General features: G+C 68.8%; 23 protein-coding genes, 1 tRNA gene, 1 pseudogene and 1 other annotated feature. Of the genes and pseudogenes, 12 read left to right on the top strand and 13 right to left on the bottom strand.

The window, feature by feature from the left end:
- A partial coding sequence (gene murJ / locus TY51_RS04665; RefSeq protein ID WP_042246515.1) for a murein biosynthesis integral membrane protein MurJ occupies window positions 1–870 on the top strand: 870 nt, incomplete at its 5' end.
- On the opposite strand, the gene TY51_RS04670 is transcribed toward murJ, so the two are convergent.
- On the bottom strand, window positions 867–1,568 hold the full coding sequence (locus tag TY51_RS04670; protein ID WP_042246518.1) for a rhomboid family intramembrane serine protease: 702 nt from the start codon (window positions 1,566–1,568) through the stop codon (window positions 867–869). The genes murJ and TY51_RS04670 overlap by 4 nt on opposite strands.
- Window positions 1,569–1,657: 89 nt before the next feature.
- On the opposite strand from TY51_RS04670, the gene trpS reads away from it, so the two are divergent.
- From trpS to TY51_RS04715, 9 genes and pseudogenes are all read left to right on the top strand, one after another.
- Complete coding sequence (trpS, locus tag TY51_RS04675; protein WP_042246521.1) at window positions 1,658–2,692, top strand: tryptophan--tRNA ligase; 1,035 nt, start codon at window positions 1,658–1,660, stop codon at window positions 2,690–2,692.
- A gap of 64 nt (window positions 2,693–2,756) precedes the next feature.
- Window positions 2,757–2,812 (top strand) — a sequence feature (sul1 is cis-regulatory element that is thought to sense ions involved in sulfur or methionine metabolism; They are found in Alphaproteobacteria).
- A 63-nt stretch (window positions 2,813–2,875) separates the two neighbouring features.
- A pseudogene (locus TY51_RS04680) lies at window positions 2,876–4,371 on the top strand (SulP family inorganic anion transporter).
- A gap of 15 nt (window positions 4,372–4,386) precedes the next feature.
- A complete protein-coding gene (locus tag TY51_RS04685) occupies window positions 4,387–5,241 on the top strand; it encodes a universal stress protein (protein WP_042246524.1) in 855 nt (284 codons plus the stop codon).
- Window positions 5,242–5,533: 292 nt separating this feature from the next.
- Window positions 5,534–6,835, top strand: a complete 1,302-nt coding sequence (locus tag TY51_RS20075) for a Hint domain-containing protein (protein ID WP_052649780.1) — start codon at window positions 5,534–5,536, stop codon at window positions 6,833–6,835.
- Window positions 6,836–6,899: 64 nt separating this feature from the next.
- Complete coding sequence (locus TY51_RS04695; protein WP_042246526.1) at window positions 6,900–7,412, top strand: hypothetical protein; 513 nt, start codon at window positions 6,900–6,902, stop codon at window positions 7,410–7,412.
- On the top strand, window positions 7,412–8,281 hold the full coding sequence (locus tag TY51_RS04700; protein WP_042246529.1) for a hypothetical protein: 870 nt from the start codon (window positions 7,412–7,414) through the stop codon (window positions 8,279–8,281). The genes TY51_RS04695 and TY51_RS04700 overlap by 1 nt, the downstream gene beginning before the upstream one ends.
- Entirely contained in the window at window positions 8,278–8,601 is a 324-nt protein-coding gene (locus TY51_RS04705) for a hypothetical protein (RefSeq protein ID WP_042246533.1), read from the top strand. The genes TY51_RS04700 and TY51_RS04705 overlap by 4 nt, the downstream gene beginning before the upstream one ends.
- 5 nt (window positions 8,602–8,606) lie before the next feature.
- On the top strand, window positions 8,607–9,836 hold the full coding sequence (locus TY51_RS04710) for a glycosyltransferase family 4 protein (RefSeq protein WP_052649782.1): 1,230 nt from the start codon (window positions 8,607–8,609) through the stop codon (window positions 9,834–9,836).
- 166 nt (window positions 9,837–10,002) lie between these two features.
- Window positions 10,003–10,884 (top strand): polyprenyl synthetase family protein, encoded by an 882-nt coding sequence (locus TY51_RS04715; protein WP_052649785.1) that lies wholly within the window; start codon window positions 10,003–10,005, stop codon window positions 10,882–10,884.
- Here the strand turns inward: TY51_RS04715 and TY51_RS04720 are convergent.
- Genes TY51_RS04720 through fni form a run of 6 tightly spaced genes read right to left on the bottom strand, consistent with a single transcriptional unit; the run spans window position 10,881 to window position 16,777 of the window.
- The gene (locus TY51_RS04720; protein ID WP_042246536.1) at window positions 10,881–11,795 is read right to left on the bottom strand and encodes a phytoene/squalene synthase family protein; all 915 of its coding nucleotides are present in this window, start codon (window positions 11,793–11,795) and stop codon (window positions 10,881–10,883) included. The genes TY51_RS04715 and TY51_RS04720 overlap by 4 nt on opposite strands.
- Window positions 11,792–13,297 (bottom strand): phytoene desaturase, encoded by a 1,506-nt coding sequence (locus TY51_RS04725; protein ID WP_042246539.1) that lies wholly within the window; start codon window positions 13,295–13,297, stop codon window positions 11,792–11,794. The genes TY51_RS04720 and TY51_RS04725 overlap by 4 nt, the downstream gene beginning before the upstream one ends.
- Window positions 13,294–14,454: a lycopene beta-cyclase CrtY gene (gene crtY / locus TY51_RS04730; RefSeq protein WP_042246542.1), complete on the bottom strand. Its 1,161-nt coding sequence runs from the start codon at window positions 14,452–14,454 to the stop codon at window positions 13,294–13,296. The genes TY51_RS04725 and crtY overlap by 4 nt, the downstream gene beginning before the upstream one ends.
- On the bottom strand, window positions 14,451–14,939 hold the full coding sequence (locus TY51_RS04735) for a sterol desaturase family protein (protein WP_042246545.1): 489 nt from the start codon (window positions 14,937–14,939) through the stop codon (window positions 14,451–14,453). The genes crtY and TY51_RS04735 overlap by 4 nt, the downstream gene beginning before the upstream one ends.
- Window positions 14,936–15,664 (bottom strand): fatty acid desaturase, encoded by a 729-nt coding sequence (locus TY51_RS04740; RefSeq protein WP_042246548.1) that lies wholly within the window; start codon window positions 15,662–15,664, stop codon window positions 14,936–14,938. Before TY51_RS04740 ends, TY51_RS04735 begins: the two co-directional genes overlap by 4 nt.
- A 30-nt stretch (window positions 15,665–15,694) precedes the next feature.
- Entirely contained in the window at window positions 15,695–16,777 is a 1,083-nt protein-coding gene (gene fni / locus TY51_RS04745; protein WP_042246550.1) for a type 2 isopentenyl-diphosphate Delta-isomerase, read from the bottom strand.
- 215 nt (window positions 16,778–16,992) lie between these two features.
- Here fni and TY51_RS04750 point away from each other — a divergent pair.
- Window positions 16,993–17,082, top strand: a tRNA-Ser gene (locus tag TY51_RS04750).
- A gap of 208 nt (window positions 17,083–17,290) precedes the next feature.
- Here the strand turns inward: TY51_RS04750 and TY51_RS04755 are convergent.
- Window positions 17,291–18,358, bottom strand: a complete 1,068-nt coding sequence (locus tag TY51_RS04755; RefSeq protein WP_042246553.1) for an SDR family oxidoreductase — start codon at window positions 18,356–18,358, stop codon at window positions 17,291–17,293.
- Between the two features lie 100 nt (window positions 18,359–18,458).
- Between TY51_RS04755 and TY51_RS04760 the strand changes: the two genes are divergently transcribed.
- Window positions 18,459–18,842: a helix-turn-helix domain-containing protein gene (locus TY51_RS04760; RefSeq protein ID WP_042246556.1), complete on the top strand. Its 384-nt coding sequence runs from the start codon at window positions 18,459–18,461 to the stop codon at window positions 18,840–18,842.
- On the opposite strand, the gene TY51_RS20080 is transcribed toward TY51_RS04760, so the two are convergent.
- From TY51_RS20080 to TY51_RS04780, 5 genes are all read right to left on the bottom strand, one after another.
- Window positions 18,839–19,528 carry a hypothetical protein gene (locus TY51_RS20080; RefSeq protein ID WP_052649787.1) on the bottom strand — a complete coding sequence of 230 codons (690 nt, stop codon included), beginning with the start codon at window positions 19,526–19,528 and terminating at the stop codon, window positions 18,839–18,841. The genes TY51_RS04760 and TY51_RS20080 overlap by 4 nt on opposite strands.
- A gap of 50 nt (window positions 19,529–19,578) precedes the next feature.
- On the bottom strand, window positions 19,579–19,992 hold the full coding sequence (locus TY51_RS23165) for a hypothetical protein (RefSeq protein WP_052649789.1): 414 nt from the start codon (window positions 19,990–19,992) through the stop codon (window positions 19,579–19,581).
- Window positions 19,986–20,603, bottom strand: a complete 618-nt coding sequence (locus TY51_RS04770; protein ID WP_042246559.1) for a hypothetical protein — start codon at window positions 20,601–20,603, stop codon at window positions 19,986–19,988. Before TY51_RS04770 ends, TY51_RS23165 begins: the two co-directional genes overlap by 7 nt.
- Window positions 20,600–21,502: a VWA domain-containing protein gene (locus tag TY51_RS04775; protein ID WP_042246562.1), complete on the bottom strand. Its 903-nt coding sequence runs from the start codon at window positions 21,500–21,502 to the stop codon at window positions 20,600–20,602. The genes TY51_RS04770 and TY51_RS04775 overlap by 4 nt, the downstream gene beginning before the upstream one ends.
- Window positions 21,499–22,060: VWA domain-containing protein (locus TY51_RS04780; protein WP_042246565.1), on the bottom strand; the 562-nt coding region annotated here is incomplete at its 5' end. The genes TY51_RS04775 and TY51_RS04780, both read right to left, overlap by 4 nt.

Raw genomic sequence — 22,060 nt, forward strand, 5'->3', positions numbered from 1 at the left:
CTGACGCCCGACATGCGCCGCCTGATTGCCGTCGCCCTGCCCGCGGCCTTCGCGGGCGGCGTCGTGCAGATCAACCTGCTGGTCGGCCGTCAGGTCGGATCGCGGTTCGAGGGGGCCATCGCCTGGCTGTCCTATTCCGACCGCCTGTACCAGCTGCCCTTGGGCGTGGTGGGTGCCGCGGTCGCGGTCGTCCTGCTGCCCGAACTGGCCCGCCGCATCCGGGCCGAGGATCACGCGGGCGGCCAATCGGCCTATTCCCGCGCCACGGAATTCGGGCTGTTCCTGACCCTGCCTTCGGCCTTTGCCATCGCGGTGATCGCGGAACCGATGGTCAGCACGCTGTTCGAACGCGGCGCCTTCACGGCGTTCGACACGCAGCAGACGGCGGCGGCGCTGATCGTCTATGCCTTCGGCCTGCCGGCCTTTGTGCTGCAGAAGATTTTGCAGCCGCTGTATTTCGCGCGCGAGGATACCAAGACCCCGTTCCGGTTCGCCCTGATCTCGATGGTGGTGAACGCGGTCGCGGCGTTCGGGCTGATGCCGATCTTTGGCTTTCTGGCGGCGGCGCTTGGCACCACCATCGCGGCGTGGATCATGGTCGCGCAGCTGTGGTGGGGCACCCGGTCGATGGGTCAGGCGGCGCGCGCCGATGCCCGCCTGCGGCGCGCGTTTCCGCGCATCCTGCTGACATCGGTACTGATGGCGGCCGCCCTGTGGGCGACCCGAGGATGGCTGGAGGCCGCGGGCCTGGGCCGCGGTGCGGGCCTGGTCATTCTGGTGTTCGGCGGCGCGGCGCTGTATTTCGCGCTAGCCTTTGTCATCGTGGGCTATCGCCCGTCGGAACTGCGCGCCGCCGTCCGGCGCGGTTAACGCTGGCGCAGCTGGGCCAGCGCGCGGGCAATGCCCCCGTCCACCAGCACGAAGGACAGCGCAAAGCCGAACCCGAAACCCGCGATCTCGGCGATCCAGCCAAAGCCCGCCCCGCCGAACATCAGCCCGAAGACCAGCTGGAACATCAGCAGCATGCCGATCAGGGTAAAGGCCCGCATCCGGTTGGCGTTCTGCGCCGCCAACCGCGTCCAGATCAGGAAGGTGAACGCCCCCACCAGCCCATAGACCGCCGGATAGCCGCCGATCAGCGGCGCGGCCCGCGCGCCCACCGCCTGGATGATCGCCGCATAAAGCAGCGCGCCGCCGATGGCCGACCCGAAATACAGCGCCAGCACCGCCCAGGGGCGGAAGTTCTGCGCGACCATGTTCCCCAGGGCCAGCGTGAACACCACGACGAACAGCGCATGCATCGCGCTGACATGGATGAACACGAAGCTGAAGAACCGGTACATCTGTTCCAAATCGAACGCGCCCAACGTCCAGGCGCGCTGCGCCAGTTCGGGCGGAAAGGCCGCCATGCGGATCGCGGACAGGCGCAGGCCCACCCCCTCGGCCCCGCCGATCAGGCCCGCGCTGCCCAAGGCAAAGACCGCCTCGGAGGCGATGACGGGCAGGGTCAGCAGCCAGATCACGGGTGGCAGCGGGTTCAGCGGCGATTCAGGCAGGCTTGATCGCATGGGGGTTCCTTGGGTTGCGAAGGCGCGGGTTGCGAACGCTTGGGCCAACCGCTAAGCCAGCGGGCAGGAAATTCCAAGGCAGGCCGCTCATGTCCGACCCGATAAACGCCCAGTTCCGCCCCCGCATCTTTTCCGGCATCCAGCCGTCGGGCGGGCTGACGCTTGGCAACTACCTTGGTGCGCTGAAACGGTTCGCGGCCCTGCAGGGCCCGGATGCGCAGACGATCTACTGCATCGTCGACCTGCACGCGATCACCGTCTGGCAGGACCCCCAGGTCCTGCTGTCGCGCACCCGCGAGGCGGCGGCGGCCTTCATGGCGTCGGGCGTGGACCCCGCGCAGTCGATCCTGTTCAACCAGTCCCAGGTCAGCGCGCATGCCGAAATGGCGTGGCTGTTCAACACGGTCGCGCGCGTGGGCTGGATGTACCGGATGACCCAGTTCAAGGACAAGGCCGGCAAGAACGCCGAAAACGTCAGCCTGGGCCTGTTGGCCTATCCGGCGCTGATGGCGGCCGACATCCTGACCTATCAGGCGACCGCGGTCCCTGTCGGAGAGGATCAGAAGCAGCATCTGGAACTGACCCGCGACATCGCGGCCAAGTTCAACCATGACTATGGCGTCACCCATTTCCCGATCACCGAACCGCTGATCGAGGGGGTGGCGACCAAGGTCATGTCCCTGCGCGACGGGTCCAAGAAGATGTCGAAATCCGATCCGTCGGATGCCAGCCGGATCAACCTGACCGACGACGCGGACACCATCGCGCAAAAGATCCGCAAGGCGCGCACCGATGCCGAACCCCTGCCCGGCCAGATGGAGGGTCTGAAGGACCGCCCCGAGGCCCGCAACCTGGTCAACATCTATGCCGCCCTGACGGACGAGACCCCCGACCAGGTCCTGGCCCGGTTCGAGGGTCAGGGCTTCGGCGCCTTCAAGCCCGCCTTGGCCGAGGTCGCGGTCGAGGCGCTGTCGCCCATCACCCGGCGGATGTCCGAATACATGGCCGACCCTGCACAGATCGACGCGATCCTGGCCGACGGTTCCGACCGCGCGGCGGCGGTGGCCGTGCCGATCCTGGAACGGACCAAGGACATCATGGGCCTGCTGCGCACCCGCGCCTGAGGCCCCCCCCCGCCGCAAGGGGCTTGCGTCAACGCACCCTTTGCGGCTATCAGCCCGTCACGTGCATGGACCCGGTGAGATTCCGGGTGGCTCTTCCGGCCGCCGATCCGCCGGACAATTCGAACCTTGACAGATGACTGTCGGACCGCAGGCCAGAAAGGCCCGGTCAGGAACGGATGACACATGTTTTCATTGACGACCTACAAGAACGAATGGCTTGGCAACATCAGGCCCGACCTGCTGTCGGGCCTTGTCGTGGCCTTGGCCCTGATCCCCGAAGCGATCGCCTTTTCCATCATCGCGGGTGTCGACCCAAGGTGGGGCTGTATGCCAGCTTTTCCATCGCGGTGATCACCGCGATCACCGGGGGGCGGCCCGGCATGATCTCGGCCGCGACTGCGGCGACGGCGGTGCTGATGATCACTCTGGTGCGCGATCACGGGCTGGAATACCTGCTGGCGGCCACGGTGCTGGCCGGGCTGATCCAGCTCGGCTGCGGGCTGGCCGGGCTGGGCCGCTTCATGCGCTATGTCTCGAAATCGGTGATGACCGGGTTCGTGAACGCGCTGGCGATCCTGATCTTCATGGCGCAGCTGCCGGAACTGAGCTTCTCCACGCCGGGCGTGACATGGTTCACCTATGTGCTGGTCGCGGCGTCGCTGGCCATCATCTATCTGTTCCCGCGCATCACCAAGGCGATCCCGTCGCCGCTGGTCACCATCGTGGTGCTGACCGGGCTGGCGATGGTCTTTGGCTGGGACGTGCGCACGGTGGGCGACATGGGGGCGCTGCCCGACACGCTGCCGATGTTTCTGATCCCCGACATCCCGCTGACGCTGGAGACGCTGCAGATCATCCTGCCCTATTCCATCGCGGTCGCCATCGTGGGCCTGCTGGAAAGCCTGATGACCCAGAACCTGGTCGATGAGCTGACCGACACGCGCAGCAGCCGCAACCAGGAATGCATCGGCCAGGGCCTTGCCAACACCGCGACCGGTTTCATCGGCGGCATGGCGGGCTGCGCCATGATCGGACAGTCGATGATCAACGTCAAATCCGGCGGGCGTGGGCGGCTGTCGTCCTTTACCGCCGGGGTGGCGCTGCTGATCCTGGTCGTGGGCTTGGGCGATCTGGTCAGCCGCATCCCCATGCCCGCGCTGGTCGCGATCATGATCATGGTATCCATCGGCACATTCAGCTGGTCGTCGCTGGCCAACCTGCGCACGCATCCGCATTCGTCGTCGGTGGTGATGCTGGCGACCGTCGCCACGGTCGTCTGGACGCACAACCTGGCCATCGGCGTCCTGGTGGGCGTGCTGCTGTCGGGGATCTTCTTCGCAGCCAAGATCGCGCAGCTGTTCCGGGTGTCATCGGTTCTGTCGCCGGACGGCCGCAGCCGGACCTATGTCGTCGAAGGGCAGATGTTCTATGCCTCGGTCGAGGATTTCATGGCTGCGTTCGACTTTGCAGAACCGCTGGATCATGTCACCATCGATGTCGGGGGTGCGCATATCTGGGACATCAGCTCGGTGCAGGCACTGGACATGGCGATCCTGAAGTTTCGGCGCGAAGGCGCGCAGGTGCAACTGATCGGCATGAACGCCGCATCCGAGACGCTGGTCGACCGGCTTGCCGTCCATGACAAGCCCGGCGCCCTGGACAAGCTGACCACACATTAGAGGGGGACACCGCACATGACGGACAAGATCATCGCCTTGGTGGACGGGTCGGTCTATGCGGCCTCGGTCTGCGAACACGCGGGCTGGCTGGCCGCGCGCAGCGGAATGCCCGTCCAGCTGCTGCACGTGCTGGGCCGCAGGTCCCCCGCCCCGGCCCAGGACCTGTCGGGCACGATCCGCCTTGGCGCACGCAGCGCCCTGCTGGACGAACTGGCCAGTCTGGACGAACAGCGCGCCCGATTGGCGAACGCGCAGGGCCGTGCCCTGCTGGACGATGCGCGCAACCTGACCCTGGGCGCGGGCGCCGCCCGGGTCGATACGCGCCTGGAACAGGGCGACCTGGTCGCCCACGCGACGGGCAAGGCCGCAAACCCCGCCCTGATCGTGATCGGCAAGCGCGGAGAGGCCGCCGATTTCGCCGCCGACCATCCCGGATCGAACCTGGAACGCGTGGTCCGCGCCGCCAAGGTCCCGGTCCTGGTCGCCGCCCGCGCCTTTCGCCCCATCGCCAGCGTCATGCTGGCCTTTGATGGCGGCGCGTCGGCGATGAAGGCGGTGAACCACATCGCCGCAAGCCCGGTCTTCGACGGATTGCGGATCGAGGTGGCGATGGCCGCCCCCGCCAGCAGCGATGCCCACGTCCAGCTGGAGGAGGCGATCCTGCGCCTGCGCGCCGCGGGGCGGGACGCCCGCGCCCAGTTGCTGGACGGCGGCGCGGACAGCGCGCTGATCGCCCGGATCGAACAGCAGGATCACGACCTGCTGGTGATGGGCGCCTATGGGCACAGCCGCATCCGCAGATTGATCATCGGATCGGTCACCACCCGCATGCTGATCGAATCCCGCCGGTCCGTGTTGCTGTTCCGATAAGTGGTAAATAAACAGTTAAGGCTAGGAAAATTTACACGCCTGAGTTGCGAAGGCAACATGTCCCCGACCAACCGCGTTCCGCCCCAGAACACCCCGCGAACGACTGCACATCGTGCAATTCAAACCGGTAAGTTCGCTGCTTAATCAAATAATTGCCTGTTCTGCCACCTTAGTCCCGAAAACTGCCGAGGCGGTCGGTTGTGGCGTGGATCTTGTTGACAACCTCTGGGGTGCGGGCGTAGCGCCAGTGACACAACGTTAACAAGAATCGTTTTCAAGAGGGATGACTGTCATGGCCACGATCTTTGGCAGCTATGATGGGGATGGCGCGACCATCCGCCAAGGCAATGACACGGAAGGTACCCAGAACGTCACCCTGTCGGACTGGGCGTTCAGCCGCCAGACGGCCGCGGGAGACAACCGCAGCGTGTTCGATATCAGCATGAAGGGCGGCAGCGACACGCTGGAGGGTGGCAACCTGTCCGGACAGGGCGGGCGCGTCGCGTTCGGTCAGGTCGACATGGGCACCGGCAACGACATGGCCAATCTGTCGCGCACCACGTTCGAGACGGTCTTGACCGGCGATGGCAACGACACGCTGATGCTGGACGGGTCGTTCGGCACCCGCGCCGACCTTGGCACTGGCGACGACGTCCTGTGGTTCGACATGAAGCCCGATCACGGCCTGTCGGATGCCGACAAGATGCGCAGCGGTCCCAAGCTGGACGGTGGCAAGGGCCAGGACACGCTGAACCTGCGCGGCGAATGGACCCTGACGCTCTCCAGCGGCAACGTGACCATCGACACAGACGGCGACGGCAAGGGCGACCTGGTCACGAACGTCTACAGCGACAGCGATGTCGGCTCGATCCTGGGCTATCCGCCGATCCTGGCGGGGACGGTCTCGTACGGCGCGATGACGCTGAGCGACGGGTCGACCGTGGCATCGCGGTCGGGATTCACCAATTTCGAGGCGATCAATGCCGTCTGCTTCACCGCAGGCACGCTGATCGACACCCCCCGCGGCGCGGTTCCGATCGAGACCCTGCGCATGGGCGACACGGTCATCACCCGCAACGGTCCCAAGGCGCTGGCCTGGATCGGTACGCGCAGGCTGGACGCGGTCGATCTGGCCGGCAACCCCAAGCTGCTGCCGATCCGCGTGCCCGCGGGCGCGTTCGGCAACGGCCTGCCCCTGCGCGACGTGCGCTTTTCGCCGCAGCACCGCGTCGTTATCCGCTCGGCCATCGCCGAGACGATGTTCGGCGCCCCCGAGGTGTTGGTCGCGGTCAAGCAGCTGGTCGGCGTGAACGGTATCGACGTGGACGGCGACGCCCGCAGCGTCCAGTACCTGCACGTGATGTTCGCCGATCACCAGATCCTGGCCGTCGAGGGGATCGAGGCCGAAAGCCTGTTCCCCGGCCGTCAGGCGCTCAGCTTCCTCAGCCAGGACCAGCTGCGCGAATTGCGCGCGATCTTTCCCGATTTCGACGCGATGACCGAAACCGATCCGGCCATCCCGTTCCTGAAGGGACGCGAAAGCCGGTCGCTGGCCGCCCGCCACGCCCGCAACGACCGCCCGCTGTACTCGTAACCCGCCCACGGTCATTGGACAGGCCCAGCATGCCGGCGACGGCAAGGCTGGGCCGCTTGGGATCATGACAATCCACACCGACCTGCCCCCCACCCTGCTGCGCCGGACCGACGTCACCGTCGGCAGGCATGCGGCCCGGCCCGACCTGATCGTGCCGCTGGCCCGCCAGATGCACCGCGAAAGCCTGTTCGCGGACCTGCCCTTTGACCAGCCACAGGTGGAACGCATGCTGGCCCAGGTCCATGACGACAGCGGCTATCACGGCGCGGTCGTCGTCTCCTGCGAGGCGGAGCCCGTGGCCTTCGCGCTGTTCGCGTTCGAACCGATGCGCACCCATTCCGCCAGCTGGATCACCGTGATCCACACCGCCCATCTTCGCAGCGACATCCGCGACACCGCGATCGGGACCGCCGTCTGGCAGCGGGTGATGCTGGCCGTGCGCGGCTGGTCCGCGCCGCGCGGGGTGCGGGGCATACAGGTGGCTTTGACCCTGGGCGTCGCCGTCCCCCGGATGGACGCGCTGCTGGCTGCGGATGGCGCAACGCCCTTGGGCGGCGCCTTCTTCAGTCGGTTGTGATGACCGCCCAGCTGAGCCACGACGATCCCAGACTGGGCCTGCGCCCCGCAGAGGCGCGGGCCGACGATCCGCTGACCGGCGTCGCAATGCGCCTGCTGGGCGATGCGCTGGCCGGTCCAGGCGACGGCTGCATCTGCGCCCCGGCCCTTGGCGTTCCCGTGCGCCTGCTGGCATTGCGGCGCGGGGCGGACCTGATCCATGTGCTGAACCCGCGCCTGTCGTCGATGTCCGACCTGCACCTGAACCAGGCCGAGACGCGCCCCCAGACCGGTCCGGTCCAGCGCCATGCCTGGCGCGCGCGCCGCGTGACCCTGGTCGGCGCCCAGCCCGGCGGCCTGCCGCTGTCGCTGGACCTGGACGGGCCGCTGGCCATCGCCGCTCAGCAGGCGATCGAGGTTCTGGACAACCGCGACGCCTTTTCCTGGGTCACACCCTTTCACCGCGCCTGGCTGAGGGCGACCGACGCCCCGGTCCGCGCCCGCGCCCGCGCGATCAACCACGGCCTGCACCGTCCGGACGGGGCTGCGATGCGCCTGCTGGACGATCGGCATGTGCAGGTGATGGACGATGACGGCGCCCCCCTGGGCGTGATCGACGCGCTGAACCCGGCGATGCCGGTCGCGGGTTGGGCGCGGCGCTGTCTGGGGCTGCTTTGCGCGACATCGGCGCTGCGGCACGTGATGGTGATGCAGCCCGCGCACCTGCCGCTGGCCGTGGCGGCGCTGGCGCTGGTGCCCGGTCTGACCGTGCATCACCCGGCGACGGGATGGCCCACCGCGGCGATCCAGGCGCTGGACCTTGGCGCGGCATTCCGGACGGCGCAGCTGTCCGACACAAACCCCGACGCGCCCCGCTGGACGCCATCGTGACGGGGGCGGATGCCGACTGGCTGCACGGTCCCGATGTGCTGGCGCGCATCCGCCACGCCGGGCGCCGCCTGTCGGGCGATGGCGGCGTGCTGCTGGTTCATGGCGCGGGCCCCCTGCCCGCAATCCGGGACCTGCTGCAGGCGGCCTTTCCCGCGGTCCACGCGGTCGATGATGGCGACGCGACATTCCTGGTCGCAGCCAAGGCGCGGCTGGACCTGGGCGCCGCCCATGCGCGCGTGCAGGCCATCGTGAACCGCACCGATCAGCAGCCGCTGCTGGCGGCGGGCTGCACGGGCTGGCAGTTGGTTCCCCGGACATGACTCCCGTGGCGCATCGGCCGCGCATCCTGTTTCTGCACCTGTCCGGTCCCGGCCAGTTCGAGTTTCTGGGCCGCTGGCTGGCGGGCCAGGGCTGGGACGTGACCTTCATGCATGGCGGCATCGACGCCGACGCCGCGCATGACGGCATCCGCACCCGCCGCTTTGCGCTGCGCGATACCACGATCGCCACCGGCGATCCGCGCCACATCCTGGACCATGCCGCGCAGAACTGTCGCGGCGCGACCGAGCTGATGTACCGCATGCGCCATTCCGAAGGCTATGTCCCCGACGTGGTCGTGGCCCATGCGGGCTGGGGCGTGGGTCTGGGGGTCAAGCTGGTCTGGCCCGACTGCACCTATGTCGCCTATCACGAATGGTATTACACCGACCGGAACTGGGACAAGCGCCGGGCGGAAAAGCCCGCCGATCTGGCGGCGATGATCTCGGACCGGATGCGGAACCTGCCGATCACCGGCGAATTCGACCTGGCCGATGCCAGCTGGTGCCCGACGCAGTTCCAGGCCAGCCGGTTCCCCCCCGTCCTGCGCCGCCAGATCACCGTGATGCCCGACGGGGTGGATTGCGACCTGCACCGCCCCGATCCGCAGGCGCGCATCGATTTCGAGTGGCTTCGCCTGCCCGCAGGCCGCCCCGTCATCACCTATGCCACCCGCGGGATGGAGCCGTTGCGCGGCTTTCCCCAGTTCCTGCGCGGCGTCGCCCGCCTGCAGGCCCGGCGTGACGATTTCGACACGGTGATCCTGGCCAATGACAGCGTGTCCTATGGCCGCCCGCTGGCGCGCGGCGACAGCTGGTGGCTGCGGATGATCGATCAGCTGGACCTGGATCACCGCCGCATCCACGTGAACGCCATGCGCCCGCGGCAGGAATATGTCCGCACCCTGCAGGCGTCGCACGCGCATGTCTATTTCACCGAACCCTTTGTCACGTCCTGGTCCCTGTCCGAGGCGATGGCCACCGGCTGCCTGGTGATCGGGTCGAACACCGCCCCGGTGCGCGAACTGGTCCGCGACATGGAAAACGGCCTGATCGTCGACATGGACGACGCGGACGAGGTCGCGGACGCGATAGCTTGGGTGCTGGACAACCCGGCCGATGCGGCCGTCCTGCGCCGGGCCGCGCGGGACACGATCCTGGCAGATCACGACGCGGCGCGGGTCTTTCCGGCCAAGGACGCCTGGCTGCGCGCGGCCATCGGCGCGGATGTCCACTGACGTTGCTGGACAAATTGCCGCGCGACCCCGCGTCGCCGTCGAAAACGCGTGCAATCGGGCGTGAACCGTTCCAACATGGGGGCTGTTGACGGTGGATGACCGGTCGCGGGATACCGCTCCGGGCCAGGCCATCCCGCCAGGTCAGAACCCAAGCGCGAAGGCACTGATGAGACGAGACGTCAACCCGATCCACGCCACCCTTCTGCAAACCAGACTTGAGGATATCGCCAAGGGATTCGGCGCCGTGTCGCAACCGCTTGGCGCGGCGATGCGGCATGGCGCGCTGTCCTCGGGCAAGCGTTTCCGCGGCATGCTGATGCTGCTGGCGGCCGAGGCTTCGGGCGGGGTCTGCGACACGATCGTCGACGCCGCCTGCGCGGTCGAGATGGTGCACGCCGCCTCGCTGATCTTCGACGACCTGCCCTGCATGGACGATGCCGGCCTGCGCCGCGGCCAGCCCGCCACGCACGTGGCGCATGGCGAAAGCCGCGCCGTTCTGGGCGGCATCGCCCTGATCACCGAAGCGATGGCCCTGTTGGCCGGCGCCCGCGGGGCGTCAGGCACGGTCCGGGCGCAACTGGTGCGGATCCTGTCGCGGTCCCTGGGGCCGCAGGGCCTGTGCGCGGGCCAGGACCTGGACCTGCATGCGTCCAAGAACGGCGCGGGCGTTGAGCAGGAGCAGGACCTCAAGACCGGCGTGCTGTTCATCGCCGGGCTGGAGATGCTGGCCGTGATCAAGGAATTCGATGCCGAGGAACAGACCCAGATGATCGATTTCGGTCGTCAGCTGGGGCGCGTGTTCCAGTCCTATGACGACCTGCTGGACGTGGTCGGCGACCAGGCGGCGCTTGGCAAGGATACCGGGCGCGATGCCGCGGCCCCCGGCCCACGGCGCGGGCTGCTGGCCGTGTCCGACCTGCAGAACGTGTCCCGTCATTACGAGGCCAGCCGCGCCCAGCTGGACGCCATGCTGCGCAGCAAGCGCCTGCAGGCGCCGGAAATCGCGGCGCTGCTGGAACGGGTGCTGCCCTACGCCGCCCCGCGCTAGGCGTGGTGCGGCCGGGTCCACAGGCCCTGCCGCACCACGCCCGCCCCCGGCAGGCGTGACCGCGCGACATCCCAGCCCCCGACACCCAGCAGGCCGATCTTGGCCGCCTTGGACGTGCTGATCCGCTGGCGATAGGCCTCTGGCCCGCCCTTGCGGATGCGCAGGCCGATGGCGCGATAGATCCGCAGCGCGGCCGCGATGGACCAGGCGCAGCGCGGCGGCAGGTCCGCCAGACCCACCCGCGCCGACGCGTAATAGGGTTCGGCCGCGTCCAGCAGCCGCAGGATCACGGTGTACAGTTCCGGCGACGGCACCGGCCCGTCGACCCGCGCGCCCGCCTGATCCAGCCAGTCGCCCGGCAGATAGCACCGCCCGATGCGCGCATCGTCGATCACATCGCGCGCGATGTTGGTCAGCTGAAAGGCCAGCCCCAGATCGCAGGCGCGGTCCAGAACATGGTCGTCGCGCACGCCCATGACGCGGGCCATCATCACGCCCACGATGCCCGCGACGTGATAGGAATATTCCAGCACGTCATCCAGCGTGCGGTAATCGCGCGCCTCGACATCCATCGCAAAGCCTTCGATCAGGTCCATGGGCCAGGCCTGCGGGAAATCATGCCGCCGCGCCACCGCGCGCAGCGCCGCAAAGGGCGGCGTCACCGGACCGTCGCCCTGCAGGGCCGCCAGCGTGTCGGCGCGCAGGCCGTCCAGCCGCGCCTGCGGATCGTCCACGGCCTCGGGGCGACTGCCCAGGGCCTGACCATCGATCACGTCATCCGCGTGCCGGCACCATGCATACAGCATCACCGTGTCGTCGCGAATGCCCGGCGGCATCAGCTTTGCCGCCGTGGCAAAGCTTTGCGAGCCCTTGGTGATCGCCTCGGTCGAGGTCAGGACCAGATCGCTCATGCGCCCGCCAGGTCGGACAGCATCACCTGTGCCGTGGCCTTGGCCGATCCCACGACGCCGGGAATGCCCGCGCCCGGATGGGTGCCCGCGCCCACCAGATAGAAGTTGCGGATCGTCTTGTCGCGGTTATGCGGCCGGAACCAGGCCGATTGCGTCAGGATCGGTTCGATCGAAAAGGCGCTGCCGTGATGGGCATTCAGCTCGGTCGAGAAATCGGCCGGGGTGAAGATGCGCGTCGTGGTCAGATTGGCGCGCAGGTTCGGGATCAGCCGCTCCTCCAGCGATGCCAGGATGCGGTCGGCATAGCGCGGCCCCTCGACCGCCCAATCGATGTCGGCGCGACCCAGATGCGGCACGGGGGAAAGCACGTAATGCGTGGACATGCCCGGAGGCGCCATGTCCGGGTCCGTCGTGCAGGGCGAATGCAGGTACAGCGAGAAATCCTCGGCCAGGTTCGGGCCCTTGAAGATCTCGTTCACCAACTCCTTATAGCGGGGGCCGAACAGGATGGTGTGATGCGCGATGTCCTTGGGCGCCTCGCGCAGGCCGAAATGCAGCACGAACAGCGACATGGACCACCGCTTGCGACCAAGCGATTTGGCCTGGGCCTGCCCACGCGGCGTGTGACCCAGCAGGTCGCGATAGTTGTGCATCACGTCGCCGTTGCTGGCGACCATGTCGGCATGGACCCTGCGCCCGTCGGCCAGCGTGACGCCGGTGGTGCGCGCGCCCTCGGTCTCGATCCGGGCGACCTTGGCGTTCAGCATGACCTGTCCGCCCTGACGTTCGAACAATGCGACCATCCCGGCGATCAGCTGGTTGGTGCCGCCCTTGGCGAACCACACCCCGCCGCGCCGCTCCAGCGCGTGGATCAGCGCATAGATCGAGCTGGTCGAGAACGGATTCCCGCCCACCAGCAGCGTATGGTACGAAAACGCCTGCCGCAGATAGGGGTCCTTGATGAAGGTCGCGACCTTGGCATGGACGGACTTGTAGGCCTCCAGCCGCATCAGCGCGGGCGCGGCCTTCAACATCTGGCCCAGCTTCAGGAACGGCACGGTGCCCAGCTTGACGTAACCCTCCTGATACACCTCCTCCGCGTAATCGCGGAAGCGGCGGTAGCCCTCCAGGTCGTCGGGGTTGAACTGCGCGATCTGGCGTTCCAGCTGGTCGGCCTCGTTCACGTAATCGAACACCTTTCCGCCCGGCCACATCAGCCGGTAAAAGGGCGACACCGGCATCAGCGTCACGTCGCGCGCCATGTCCTGACCGGTCAGCGCCCACAGCTCCTTGAGGGCATCGGGATCGGTGATGACCGTGGGACCTGCGTCGAAGACGTGCCCCTGATCGTGCCAGACATAGGCGCGCCCGCCGGGCTTGTCGCGGGCCTCGACCAGGGTGGTGGCGATGCCCGCCGATTGCAGGCGGATGGCCAGGGCCAGCCCGCCAAAGCCTGCGCCGATCACGATGGCGGTCTTGGCCGCGGGCGAGTGGGCGTTCATGCGTTTTCCTTCAGCAGGGGACGTTCGGGCAGGCAGCGGATGGCCGTGCCAAGCGGGATGGGCGGTTTGCCGGTGACGATGCGCAGCTGATCCGCCACGGTCAGCCGGCCGGCATAGAAACGTTCGATCAGGCCCTGCGGCATGCGATAGAACCGCTGCAGCAGGGTATAGCGGCGGTCGGGCGCGCAGCCGCGGAACAGCATCCGGTTCAGCAGCCGCAGGAACCTGTCGCGCCGCGCGCGGGCGATCGCGAAATCACGGATGGCAGCGCGCAGCGCATCGGTGGTCAGCGGCCCCGGCAGGCCCGCGACCACGTCCGCCACCTGCGCCGCATAGGGCAGCGAATAGCCGGTGACGGGATGAAAGAACCCCGCGCGCAGGCCCACGGGCACCGGACCCGTCGCGTGATTTTCCCAGAAGCCTGCGGCGTCATGGGCCAGCGCGATGGGCAGAATGCCGCGTTCGCGCCGCACCTCAACGCCCGTCCAGCCCTGCTGGCGAGCGTAATCGTGGGACGCTGCCGCCAGCGCGTCGTCGTCCAGATCGCCGCCGTCGGAATAGCGCGTATCCTCGATCAGGATGCGGGTCGGCGAAAAGGGCAGCAGATAGATGAAGCGGTACCCGTCCTGCTGGGTGACGGTCGCGTCCATGATCATAGGGCGGGGCACGCCGTGGGGGCGGTCGGTCTCGATCTCGACGCCCACGAATTTCTGGAACCCGACGGTCAGGTGCCGCGACGGCTGCGCACCGCGCCCGTCGATCACCGCGCCCGCATCGATCCGGGTGCCGCAGGACAGCGTCGCGCCCTGCGCGTCCAAGGTGGCGATGTCGCTGTTCCAGCGGATCGTGGCGCCCGACCGGACCACCGCATCCGCCAGCGCCGCCCCGTCCAGCGACCCATAGCCGGTGACCAGGCGACGGGCATGGCGGGGAAAACGCACCTCCTGATCCGGCCAGTTGGCGCGGCGCAGCGGTTTCAGCCGCGCCAGCCATTCGGGCGACAGGTCGGGGTCGTGGCAGGACCAGGTGTGGCCGTCGGACGGCCCTGCGGCGCGGTCCAGCAGCAGCACCCGAAGGTCGGGCCGCGCGGCGCGCAACGCCAGGGCGATCAGCCCGTTCGCAAGGCCCGCCCCTGCCAGCAGAACGTCATGGGTCACGTGCGCTCCTGCGCCTCGGCCCGCAGCACGCCCGACGTCTTCAGGTCCTGCTTCAGCTTGTCGACCGGCGGCGCATAGATGAAGCCGAAGCTGACGCAGTGGTCACGCCCCTCGACCGCGTGATGCAGGCGGTGCGCCTGATACAGGCGGCGCGCATAACCCTTGCGGGGGATATAGCGGAACGGCCAGCGCTGATGGACCAGCCCGTCATGCAGGATGAAATAGATCAGCCCATAGACGGTCATGCCCAAGGCGATCCACCACAGGACCGGCGCCCAGATCCAGCCTACCGTGAACAGCACCGTGGCGATCACCGCAAACACCAGCCCGTACAGGTCGTTCTTTTCCAGCGCGTGGTCGTGTTCCTCATGGTGCGACTTGTGCCAGCCCCACCCCAGGGGGCCGTGCATGATCCAGCGATGGACGGAATAGGCCGTCAGCTCCATCACCAGCACGGTGACGACGACGATCAGGAAATTGGTCATGCGGTGTCCCCCTTGGTGCGGGTGCTGGGCAGGCGCCACCACGGCACCGTCGGGTGCAGATGGTGTTCGTGATGATAACCGCCAAAGTGAAAGCAGGTCAGCAGCGACACAGGGTCGCTGATCCGCGACGAGCGCGCGTTGTGGCGGTCGGGAAAGTCGTCATGGCCGGGGCGATGCGGCAGCCAGGTGCCGAACACGAACAGCTGCATCGACGCCAGGATCGACGGCAACGGCCAGAAGACCACGTACATCCAGCGATCCCCCAGGATCAGCGCATAGACCGTCACGATGACCGGCAGCAGCAGCCCCTCGCGCCAGCCGAAATAGGTGCCGATGAAGCTGGCGTACCAGCGGACCGGGCCGCCATGGTCGAAATCGGGGTCGTCGTCAGTGCCGGCATGGCGGTGGTGGGCCATGTGCTTGACGATCATCTTGCGCCACGAGAACCCGGCATACAGCCACAGGACCAGCTGCCCCATCGCCGCATTGGCGCGCGGACGCCCTGGCACCACGGACCCGTGCATCGCGTCATGCGCGATGATGAACAGGCCGACCGACAGCCAGGTCAGGCCCAGGAAATTCGCGACCGCCAGGATGGGATGCGCCGCCGCGTCCAGAAACCACAGCGCATGGACATGCAGCGCCAACCAGGCGGTGATGATGCCGCCCGAAACGATCAGGCTGGTGGCGGTCAGATCTGCCTTGGGCAGGGCATGTGCGCTCATCTTGTCCCCCGGACCGGCGATCCGCGCAGACTACAACCCCGCATCGCCGGTTTCCATCCCCGATGCTTGCGACCATTGGCCACCCGGCCCCGGCACCAGCAAAGGCGCGCGGCGCAGGGCCGCCAGATCGGCCGAACCGGTGCAGAACATCGCGATGCGCAGCTGGGTGATGACGTCGGACAGGTGATCGGCCAGGGCCTCGGCGCTGTGGCGCGCGGCGGGCAGCGCGCGGGCCGCCTGCCCCGCCAGGTCCGCGCCAAGCCGGATGGCCCGCGCCGCGTCCAACCCGTGACGCACCCCGCCCGACCCGATCAGCACCTGGCCCGGCCCGATCAGCGGCGCGATGGCGCGCAGCGCCGCGGTCGTGGGGATGCCCCAGTCGTGGAACGGTGCCGCCAGCGCCTGCAGGCGGTCGGGGCCGCGTTCGGCCTCGACCCGCGCCCAGCTGGTGCCGCCAGCGCCGGCGACATCCAGGATCGTGACGCCCGCATCGATCAGCCGCCGCGCCAAGGGCGCCGACAGGCCCGCCCCGACCTCCTTGACGCCCAGGGGGACCGGCAGGCTGGCCGCCAGTTCCTCGATCCGCGGCAGCAGGGCCGCAAAGTTGCGGTCGCCGCCTTCCTGGATCGCCTCCTGCAGCGGGTTCAGGTGCAGGATCAGCGCATCGGCCTGGATCATGTCCACCGCCCGCTGCGCCTGCGTCAGGCCAAAGCCATAGTTCAGCTGGACCGCGCCGATATTGCCCAGGATCGGGATATGCGGCGCCCGCGCCCGCAGGCTTGCGCCCAGACCGCCATTGCCGCCCGCCTCGACCGCGATGCGCTGCGATCCGACCGACAGGGCGATGCGGTGATGGGCACAGGCCTCGGCGATGTGCAGGTTGATGCGTTCCGCCTCGTCCGGGCCGCCCGTCATGGCCGAGATCAGCAGCGGCGCCCCCAGGCTGCGGCCCAGGAACCGCGTTCCGGTGTCGACCGCGTCCATGTCCAGATCAGGCAGCGCCTGATGCAGGAACCGGACCTGATCGAACCCGCTGTCCAGCCGGTCCTGCGCACCGCGGCCTTCGGTGACGATGCGCAGATGATCCGACTTGCGACGAGAGATTTCGGTCATGGGCTGCCATCCGGTTGCGTCATCCGACTATTGCGCCAATGCCTTCAGGGTTCCAGCCCCAGTTCCAAGAGGACGAACTGTCGCGCGCCGCCGAATGACAGGTGCGCCCGGCATTTCAGCCGCCGGCGTCATGGCGCAGGGTCCACGCCACGATCTGCAAAAAGGGTCCAGAAAGCCCCTTGCCCCCCCTTGGTGACATCCATATACGGGTCCGCGGAGATGTGGCCGAGTGGTCGAAGGCACACCCCTGCTAAGGGTGCAGGCCCGAAAGGGTCTCGAGGGTTCGAATCCCTTCGTCTCCGCCATAATCACAATATCAGCGCATTCGCGATTGGCTTTGTGGCTTCAACCAGCAGCCGCGTTCTGGCGTATCCGCACCATCGGATGGGCGCGCCCTTCGCATCATCAATCGTCGCCGGCCATCCGACAGGCACCCGGCGACGGCGATGGCGGGGCCGGGTGCCCGACACCCTCACCACCGCCGCCGGGCGTGATTCCCGACCGGACCGGTCGTCAGCGGCTCGGGATGATCCGATCGGCCTCCAACTGCGCGAAGAGGTCGAAGAACGCGTCGTCCGTCGCCTGATAGGCGGTGAAGCCCAGCTTGCGGCTTTTCGACATGTCGGTCACGACCTCGATCGGGCGGCCCAGGTCGGCATCGGTGTGCCATGGCGACACCAGGCGGGTGATGTCCTGTTCGGTCAGCCCATCGCGGGCGGCGATGCGGGACCAGATCGCGGCGTCATCGGCCATCTGGTCCGCCAGCGGGCGTTCGGTACCGTCGAAATCCTCGGCCTCGATCCCGAACCAGTCGGCCAGGCGGTGCCACATCCAGCTCCATCGGAAGACGTCGCCGTTGACGATGTTGAAGGCCTGGTCATGGGCCGCGGGCGTGGTCGCGGCCCAGATGACCTGGGCCGCCAGCTGGCGGGCGTCGGTCATGTCCGTCAGGCCGTTCCATTGTACGGCCGATCCGGGAAACCGGAACGGGCGCCCCGTCTCGCGGCAGATGGCGGCATAGACGGCCAGGGTCGTGCCCATGTTCATCGCGTTGCCGACCGCCTTGCCGATCACGGTATGGGGCCTGTGCACGCTGTAGGTGAAGCCGTCGCGGCGCGCGGCCTCGAACAGCTCGTCCTCCTGCGCGTAATAGAAGTTCGCGACATCCAGCCGGCCCTGATCCTCGCGGAACGGGGTCTTGGGCAGGCTGCCCTTGCCATAGGCCTCGAACGGCCCAAGATAATGCTTCAGCCCGGTGACCAGCGCCGCGTGGCGGACGGTGCCAAGCGGGCGCAGGCCGTCGAACAGGTTGCGCAGCATCAGCGCGTTGACGCGGATGTTCTCGGCCTCGGTCGATTGGCGCAGCCAGGTGGTCAGGAACACATGCGTCGGCGCCAGCCCGGTCAGGGCGGTGGCGACGGATGCGGGGTCCAGCAGGTCGGCGGCCACGGGCGTCACGCCGTGTTGCGGCTGCGGATTGCGGCTGAGGCCCAGGACGGTCCAGCCGTCGCGGACCAGTTGGGCGGCGATGGCGTGGCCTTGAATGCCGGTGGCGCCGACGACCAATGCGGTGCGGGTCATGAAACTCTCCTGTCTGTGTGCTGTCAGGGGATCTAGTCAGCGCGGCCCCGTCGTGCCAGACGGCACCAAATTGGGACATAGCCACCGAAAGGTAACCACCATGGAACCCGGCAGCATCGACACCGACTGGCGCGAGGATTGCGCGCCCCGCCGCACGATGGAGATCTTTGCCACGAAATGGACCAGCATGATCCTGCACACGCTGCACGCCCAGCATGGAGGCGCCGCGCGCAACGGGGTGCTGCTGCGCAGCCTGCCGGGGATCTCCAAGAAGATGCTGGTCCAGACCCTGCGCGAGATGGAGGACAGCGGCCTGATCAACCGCCATGTCGAAAGCACCGTCCCGCCCGCGGTCGAATACAGCCTGACCCCGCTTGGCATGCGCTTCGTGGGCCTGGTCGAGGCGGTCTATGCCTGGGGCCGCGACAATGCTGACGCGCTGGATCAGCTGCAGGCGCGCGCGACGTCGCGGCGGAACCGCTAGGCCCGCGTCCAGTCGCGCAGCCAGCGCATCGCGTCGAACCCCGGCGTGCCGGCGGGGGCATAGATCTGGCGGTCCAGCTGGCCCAGCAGGGCCTGGCTGTGCGGCCCGCCGCCCCCGCGCCACGCCAGATGCGCCGCCGCAGCCGCCCGCAGCCGGGTCAGATCGCCGCAGGCGGCCGCCGCGCGCATCGCCGCCGCATGCGGGCCGGGGCGCAACCGGCGCAGGCCACGGCCGAACGCGGGCAGCCTGCCCCACAGCACCACGGCCAGCGCGACCACCCCGCCCAGCAGCGCCAGCCCCGCCATCTGCCAATGCAGGGCGACGCCCGTTCCCGACGCGGTGGTGAAGCCCGCGAAACCGAAAGGAATCGGCTTCATCGCCGCGACCTCGACCCGGCGGCTGTCGGTGTCCAGCCAGGGAAAGGGGATCGCGGGCAGGACGCCGGGCTCGCCCGTGCGGGGCCGCATCTGCCATTCCCAGACCACGCGGGCGACGGGACCGTCCGGGGTCGGGATCGTTTCGCGGGTTTCGGGCAGGGTAAAGCTGATCAGCCAGGGTTGGGCGATGTCGGGGCGTGGCGGCAGATGGTGGGCCATCGCGCCCAGGGCCTCGATGGTGACGCGGCGGGTCAGGATGTCGTCCTTGGCCAAGCGGCCGGGCGGCGCGGAAAGTTCGTCGGTCAGCACCAGCCTGCGCGCGGTCAGGGGGCGGCCCGAATGGGGAAAGGGCTTGACCGTCAGGCGCGCGGTGCCCGACGTGACGCTGACCTCCTCGCGGACGCGCTGCGGGTGATGTTGGTCAGGGTGTGGGTCAGCGGACCGATGGTCAGATCGCCCGCCTGGCGTGGAAACAGCGCGATGTCGCGTTCGAAGATCTGGATCATCCGCCCGCCGATGCGTTCCTGGAACCAGCGGTCGCGGTCGATCTGCATCCAGTCATAGGCGTCGGACACCGGAAAGGTCAGGCTTTCCAGCGACACGGTCAGATCGTATTCGCCGCGCAGCGTCAGGCGCACCATCTCGGCCACGACGGGGTTGCCGTGGTCGTGCAGGATCAGCAGCCGCGCCTCTCCCGGGGCCAGGGGCGCCGGGGTTTCGGCGCGCAGCGGCGTTGCCAGCATCAGGATCAGCAGGATCAGCCGGATCACCATGGGTCACCCGCCTCGGGCCGGATCAGGCCCAGCCCGGCACGCCGGTCGTGTTCGGCCTGCAGCCGCAGGGCCAGGAATTCGCCCGGATCGTCGGCGATGGTCTCCAGCCAGGCGTCGCTGGCGGCCATGCCGCGCGCCTCGACCGGGCGGCGCCAGCTTTCGGCGGCGGCGTCGGTCAGCGCGTTGGCGATCATCTCGTCCGGGGCGGGACGGCCGCCCTGCCCCAGGATGCGGCCCGGCGCGACGCTGTCGCCCCGTTGCGGCGGGAACATCGTGGCCACCAGGTCGCGGCTGGCACGGGCCTGTTCATCGGCGGGATTCGCGAACAGGACCGCGTCGAAATAGGCGACCGCCAACGGATAGTCGCCCGTAGCGGCCAGCGACAGCGCGCGGTTATAGGTCTGCGACCGGCCCGCGCGGGCGAAATCGGCATCGGCCAGCGCGTATTCGCCCAGCCGGTAATGTGCCACGCCGCGTGCGCCCGGATCGTCCAGCAGCATCAGCGCGGCCCGGTCCCACCCCGCCCGCAACGCCAGCGCGCCAAGTGCCGCGGGACCCGCAAAGACCAGCGCCGCCACAGCCAGGACCAGCAGGACCGCCGCCGCCCTCATTGCCGCCGCCTCAGCATCTGCAGCAGCGGCAGGGCGGCCAGCATGGCCAGGAACGGTCCCAGGTCACGATAGCCCAAGGCCGTCACCGCCGGATCGCGGCGGCGATCACCGCCCTGGCGCAGCCGGGCGGCCAGGCCGTCGACATCCTGGGCCAGCACCATCTGACCGCCCGATTGCACCAGTTGCGTCAGGGCATCGGGGGCGGGCGTCGGCGATTGCGGCGCGGCGCCCACGACGCGCACCGCCCAGATGCGCGTGCCCAAGGCCGCCAGGCGCCCGGCCTCGGCCACCGCCTGGCCATCGACCCCGCCCCCGTCCGAGATCAGGACCAGATCCGCCTGTCCGGCATCGCCGAACATCTGTCCGGCCAGGCCGATGGCCGCGGCGGGCCTGCTGCCCTGACCGGGCACCGTATCGGCGTCCAGGACCGCGATCAGCGTCTGCAGCGTGCGCGGATCGGTGGTGGGGGCGGAGGCGGCATAGGCCTCTCCGCTGTACAGGATCAGTCCGACCGGCCGTCCGGCCAGTCCCTGCAACAAGGCGGCAGCGGCCTGCTGCGCCTGCGCAAGCGCCGGCCCCCGCGCGACCGAAGGCGACAGGTCGATGGCGATCAGCACGCTGTCGGTACGCGCCAGCACCGGCGCGTCCGCGCGGGGAACCGCGGGGCCGGACAGGCCCAGCATCAGCAGCCCGGCCGCCCCAACGGGCAGCAGCGGCCCCCATCGCCCGGTGCTGCTCCCCAACGCGCCAAGCGCCCGCATCGCGGCCAGCATCTGGGGCGGCATCACCTGTTCCCACCCCCCGGCCAACGGCCCGCGCCGGTCCAGCCACCACGCCAGCGCCAGCAGCGGCAGCAGCCCCGCCAGCCACCATGGCCGCAGCAGCAGCGCGCCGGTCATTCCCGCCTCCGGATCGCGGCCAGCAGCAGGCAGGCGACGCACAGCATGGCGGGCCAGACCCACAGCGACCGCCAATATCGCAGCGGGGGCTGTTCGCCGGGGCTGGGCTCCAGCCGGTCCAGCGCCTGCGCCATGGCGGTCAGGTCGGCTGTGTCGCGGACGCGGAAAAGCGTGCCGCCCGCGGTTTCGGCCACCGCGCGCAGGGTCGCCACGTCGACCGCGTCGCGGGCGGTGGGGCGGGTCTCCAGATCCTCTGGGCCCAGGGCGATGGTGTGGATGCGCAGCCCGTGCGACGCCGCCAGCCGCGCCGCGTCCACCGCCAGCACGCTGCCCGAGGTGTCGACCCCGTCCGACAGCAGCACCACGACCCGGCCGGGCGACGCGCTGCCCTGCAGCCTGCGGATCGCCAGGCCCAGCCCGTCGGCGATGGCCGTGCCGCGGCCCGACACGCCGATCTGCGCCTCGTCGATGGCCTGCACGACGGCGTCCAGATCAAAGGTGAGCGGCGCCGCGACATAGGCGCGGCCGCCAAAGATCACCAGACCGATCCGGTCGCCC

The sequence above is a fragment of the Paracoccus sp. PAMC 22219 genome, from assembly GCF_000787695.1.
In the GTDB taxonomy this organism is placed as follows: Bacteria; Pseudomonadota; Alphaproteobacteria; order Rhodobacterales; family Rhodobacteraceae; genus Paracoccus.

Coding starts and splice junctions, on each gene's coding strand:
- fni (WP_042246550.1), bottom strand. CDS start 16,777: ATGACCGAAATCTCTCGTCGCAAGTCGGATCATCTGCGCATCGTCACC.
- trpS (WP_042246521.1), top strand. CDS start 1,658: ATGTCCGACCCGATAAACGCCCAGTTCCGCCCCCGCATCTTTTCCGGC.
- TY51_RS04715 (WP_052649785.1), top strand. CDS start 10,003: ATGAGACGAGACGTCAACCCGATCCACGCCACCCTTCTGCAAACCAGA.
- TY51_RS04720 (WP_042246536.1), bottom strand. CDS start 11,795: ATGAGCGATCTGGTCCTGACCTCGACCGAGGCGATCACCAAGGGCTCG.
- TY51_RS04725 (WP_042246539.1), bottom strand. CDS start 13,297: ATGAACGCCCACTCGCCCGCGGCCAAGACCGCCATCGTGATCGGCGCA.
- TY51_RS20075 (WP_052649780.1), top strand. CDS start 5,534: ATGGCCACGATCTTTGGCAGCTATGATGGGGATGGCGCGACCATCCGC.
- TY51_RS04700 (WP_042246529.1), top strand. CDS start 7,412: ATGACCGCCCAGCTGAGCCACGACGATCCCAGACTGGGCCTGCGCCCC.
- TY51_RS04740 (WP_042246548.1), bottom strand. CDS start 15,664: ATGAGCGCACATGCCCTGCCCAAGGCAGATCTGACCGCCACCAGCCTG.
- TY51_RS04770 (WP_042246559.1), bottom strand. CDS start 20,603: ATGAGGGCGGCGGCGGTCCTGCTGGTCCTGGCTGTGGCGGCGCTGGTC.
- TY51_RS23165 (WP_052649789.1), bottom strand. CDS start 19,992: ATGGTGATCCGGCTGATCCTGCTGATCCTGATGCTGGCAACGCCGCTG.
- TY51_RS04755 (WP_042246553.1), bottom strand. CDS start 18,358: ATGACCCGCACCGCATTGGTCGTCGGCGCCACCGGCATTCAAGGCCAC.
- TY51_RS04735 (WP_042246545.1), bottom strand. CDS start 14,939: ATGACCAATTTCCTGATCGTCGTCGTCACCGTGCTGGTGATGGAGCTG.
- TY51_RS04670 (WP_042246518.1), bottom strand. CDS start 1,568: ATGCGATCAAGCCTGCCTGAATCGCCGCTGAACCCGCTGCCACCCGTG.
- TY51_RS04695 (WP_042246526.1), top strand. CDS start 6,900: ATGACAATCCACACCGACCTGCCCCCCACCCTGCTGCGCCGGACCGAC.
- TY51_RS04685 (WP_042246524.1), top strand. CDS start 4,387: ATGACGGACAAGATCATCGCCTTGGTGGACGGGTCGGTCTATGCGGCC.
- TY51_RS04760 (WP_042246556.1), top strand. CDS start 18,459: ATGGAACCCGGCAGCATCGACACCGACTGGCGCGAGGATTGCGCGCCC.
- TY51_RS04775 (WP_042246562.1), bottom strand. CDS start 21,502: ATGACCGGCGCGCTGCTGCTGCGGCCATGGTGGCTGGCGGGGCTGCTG.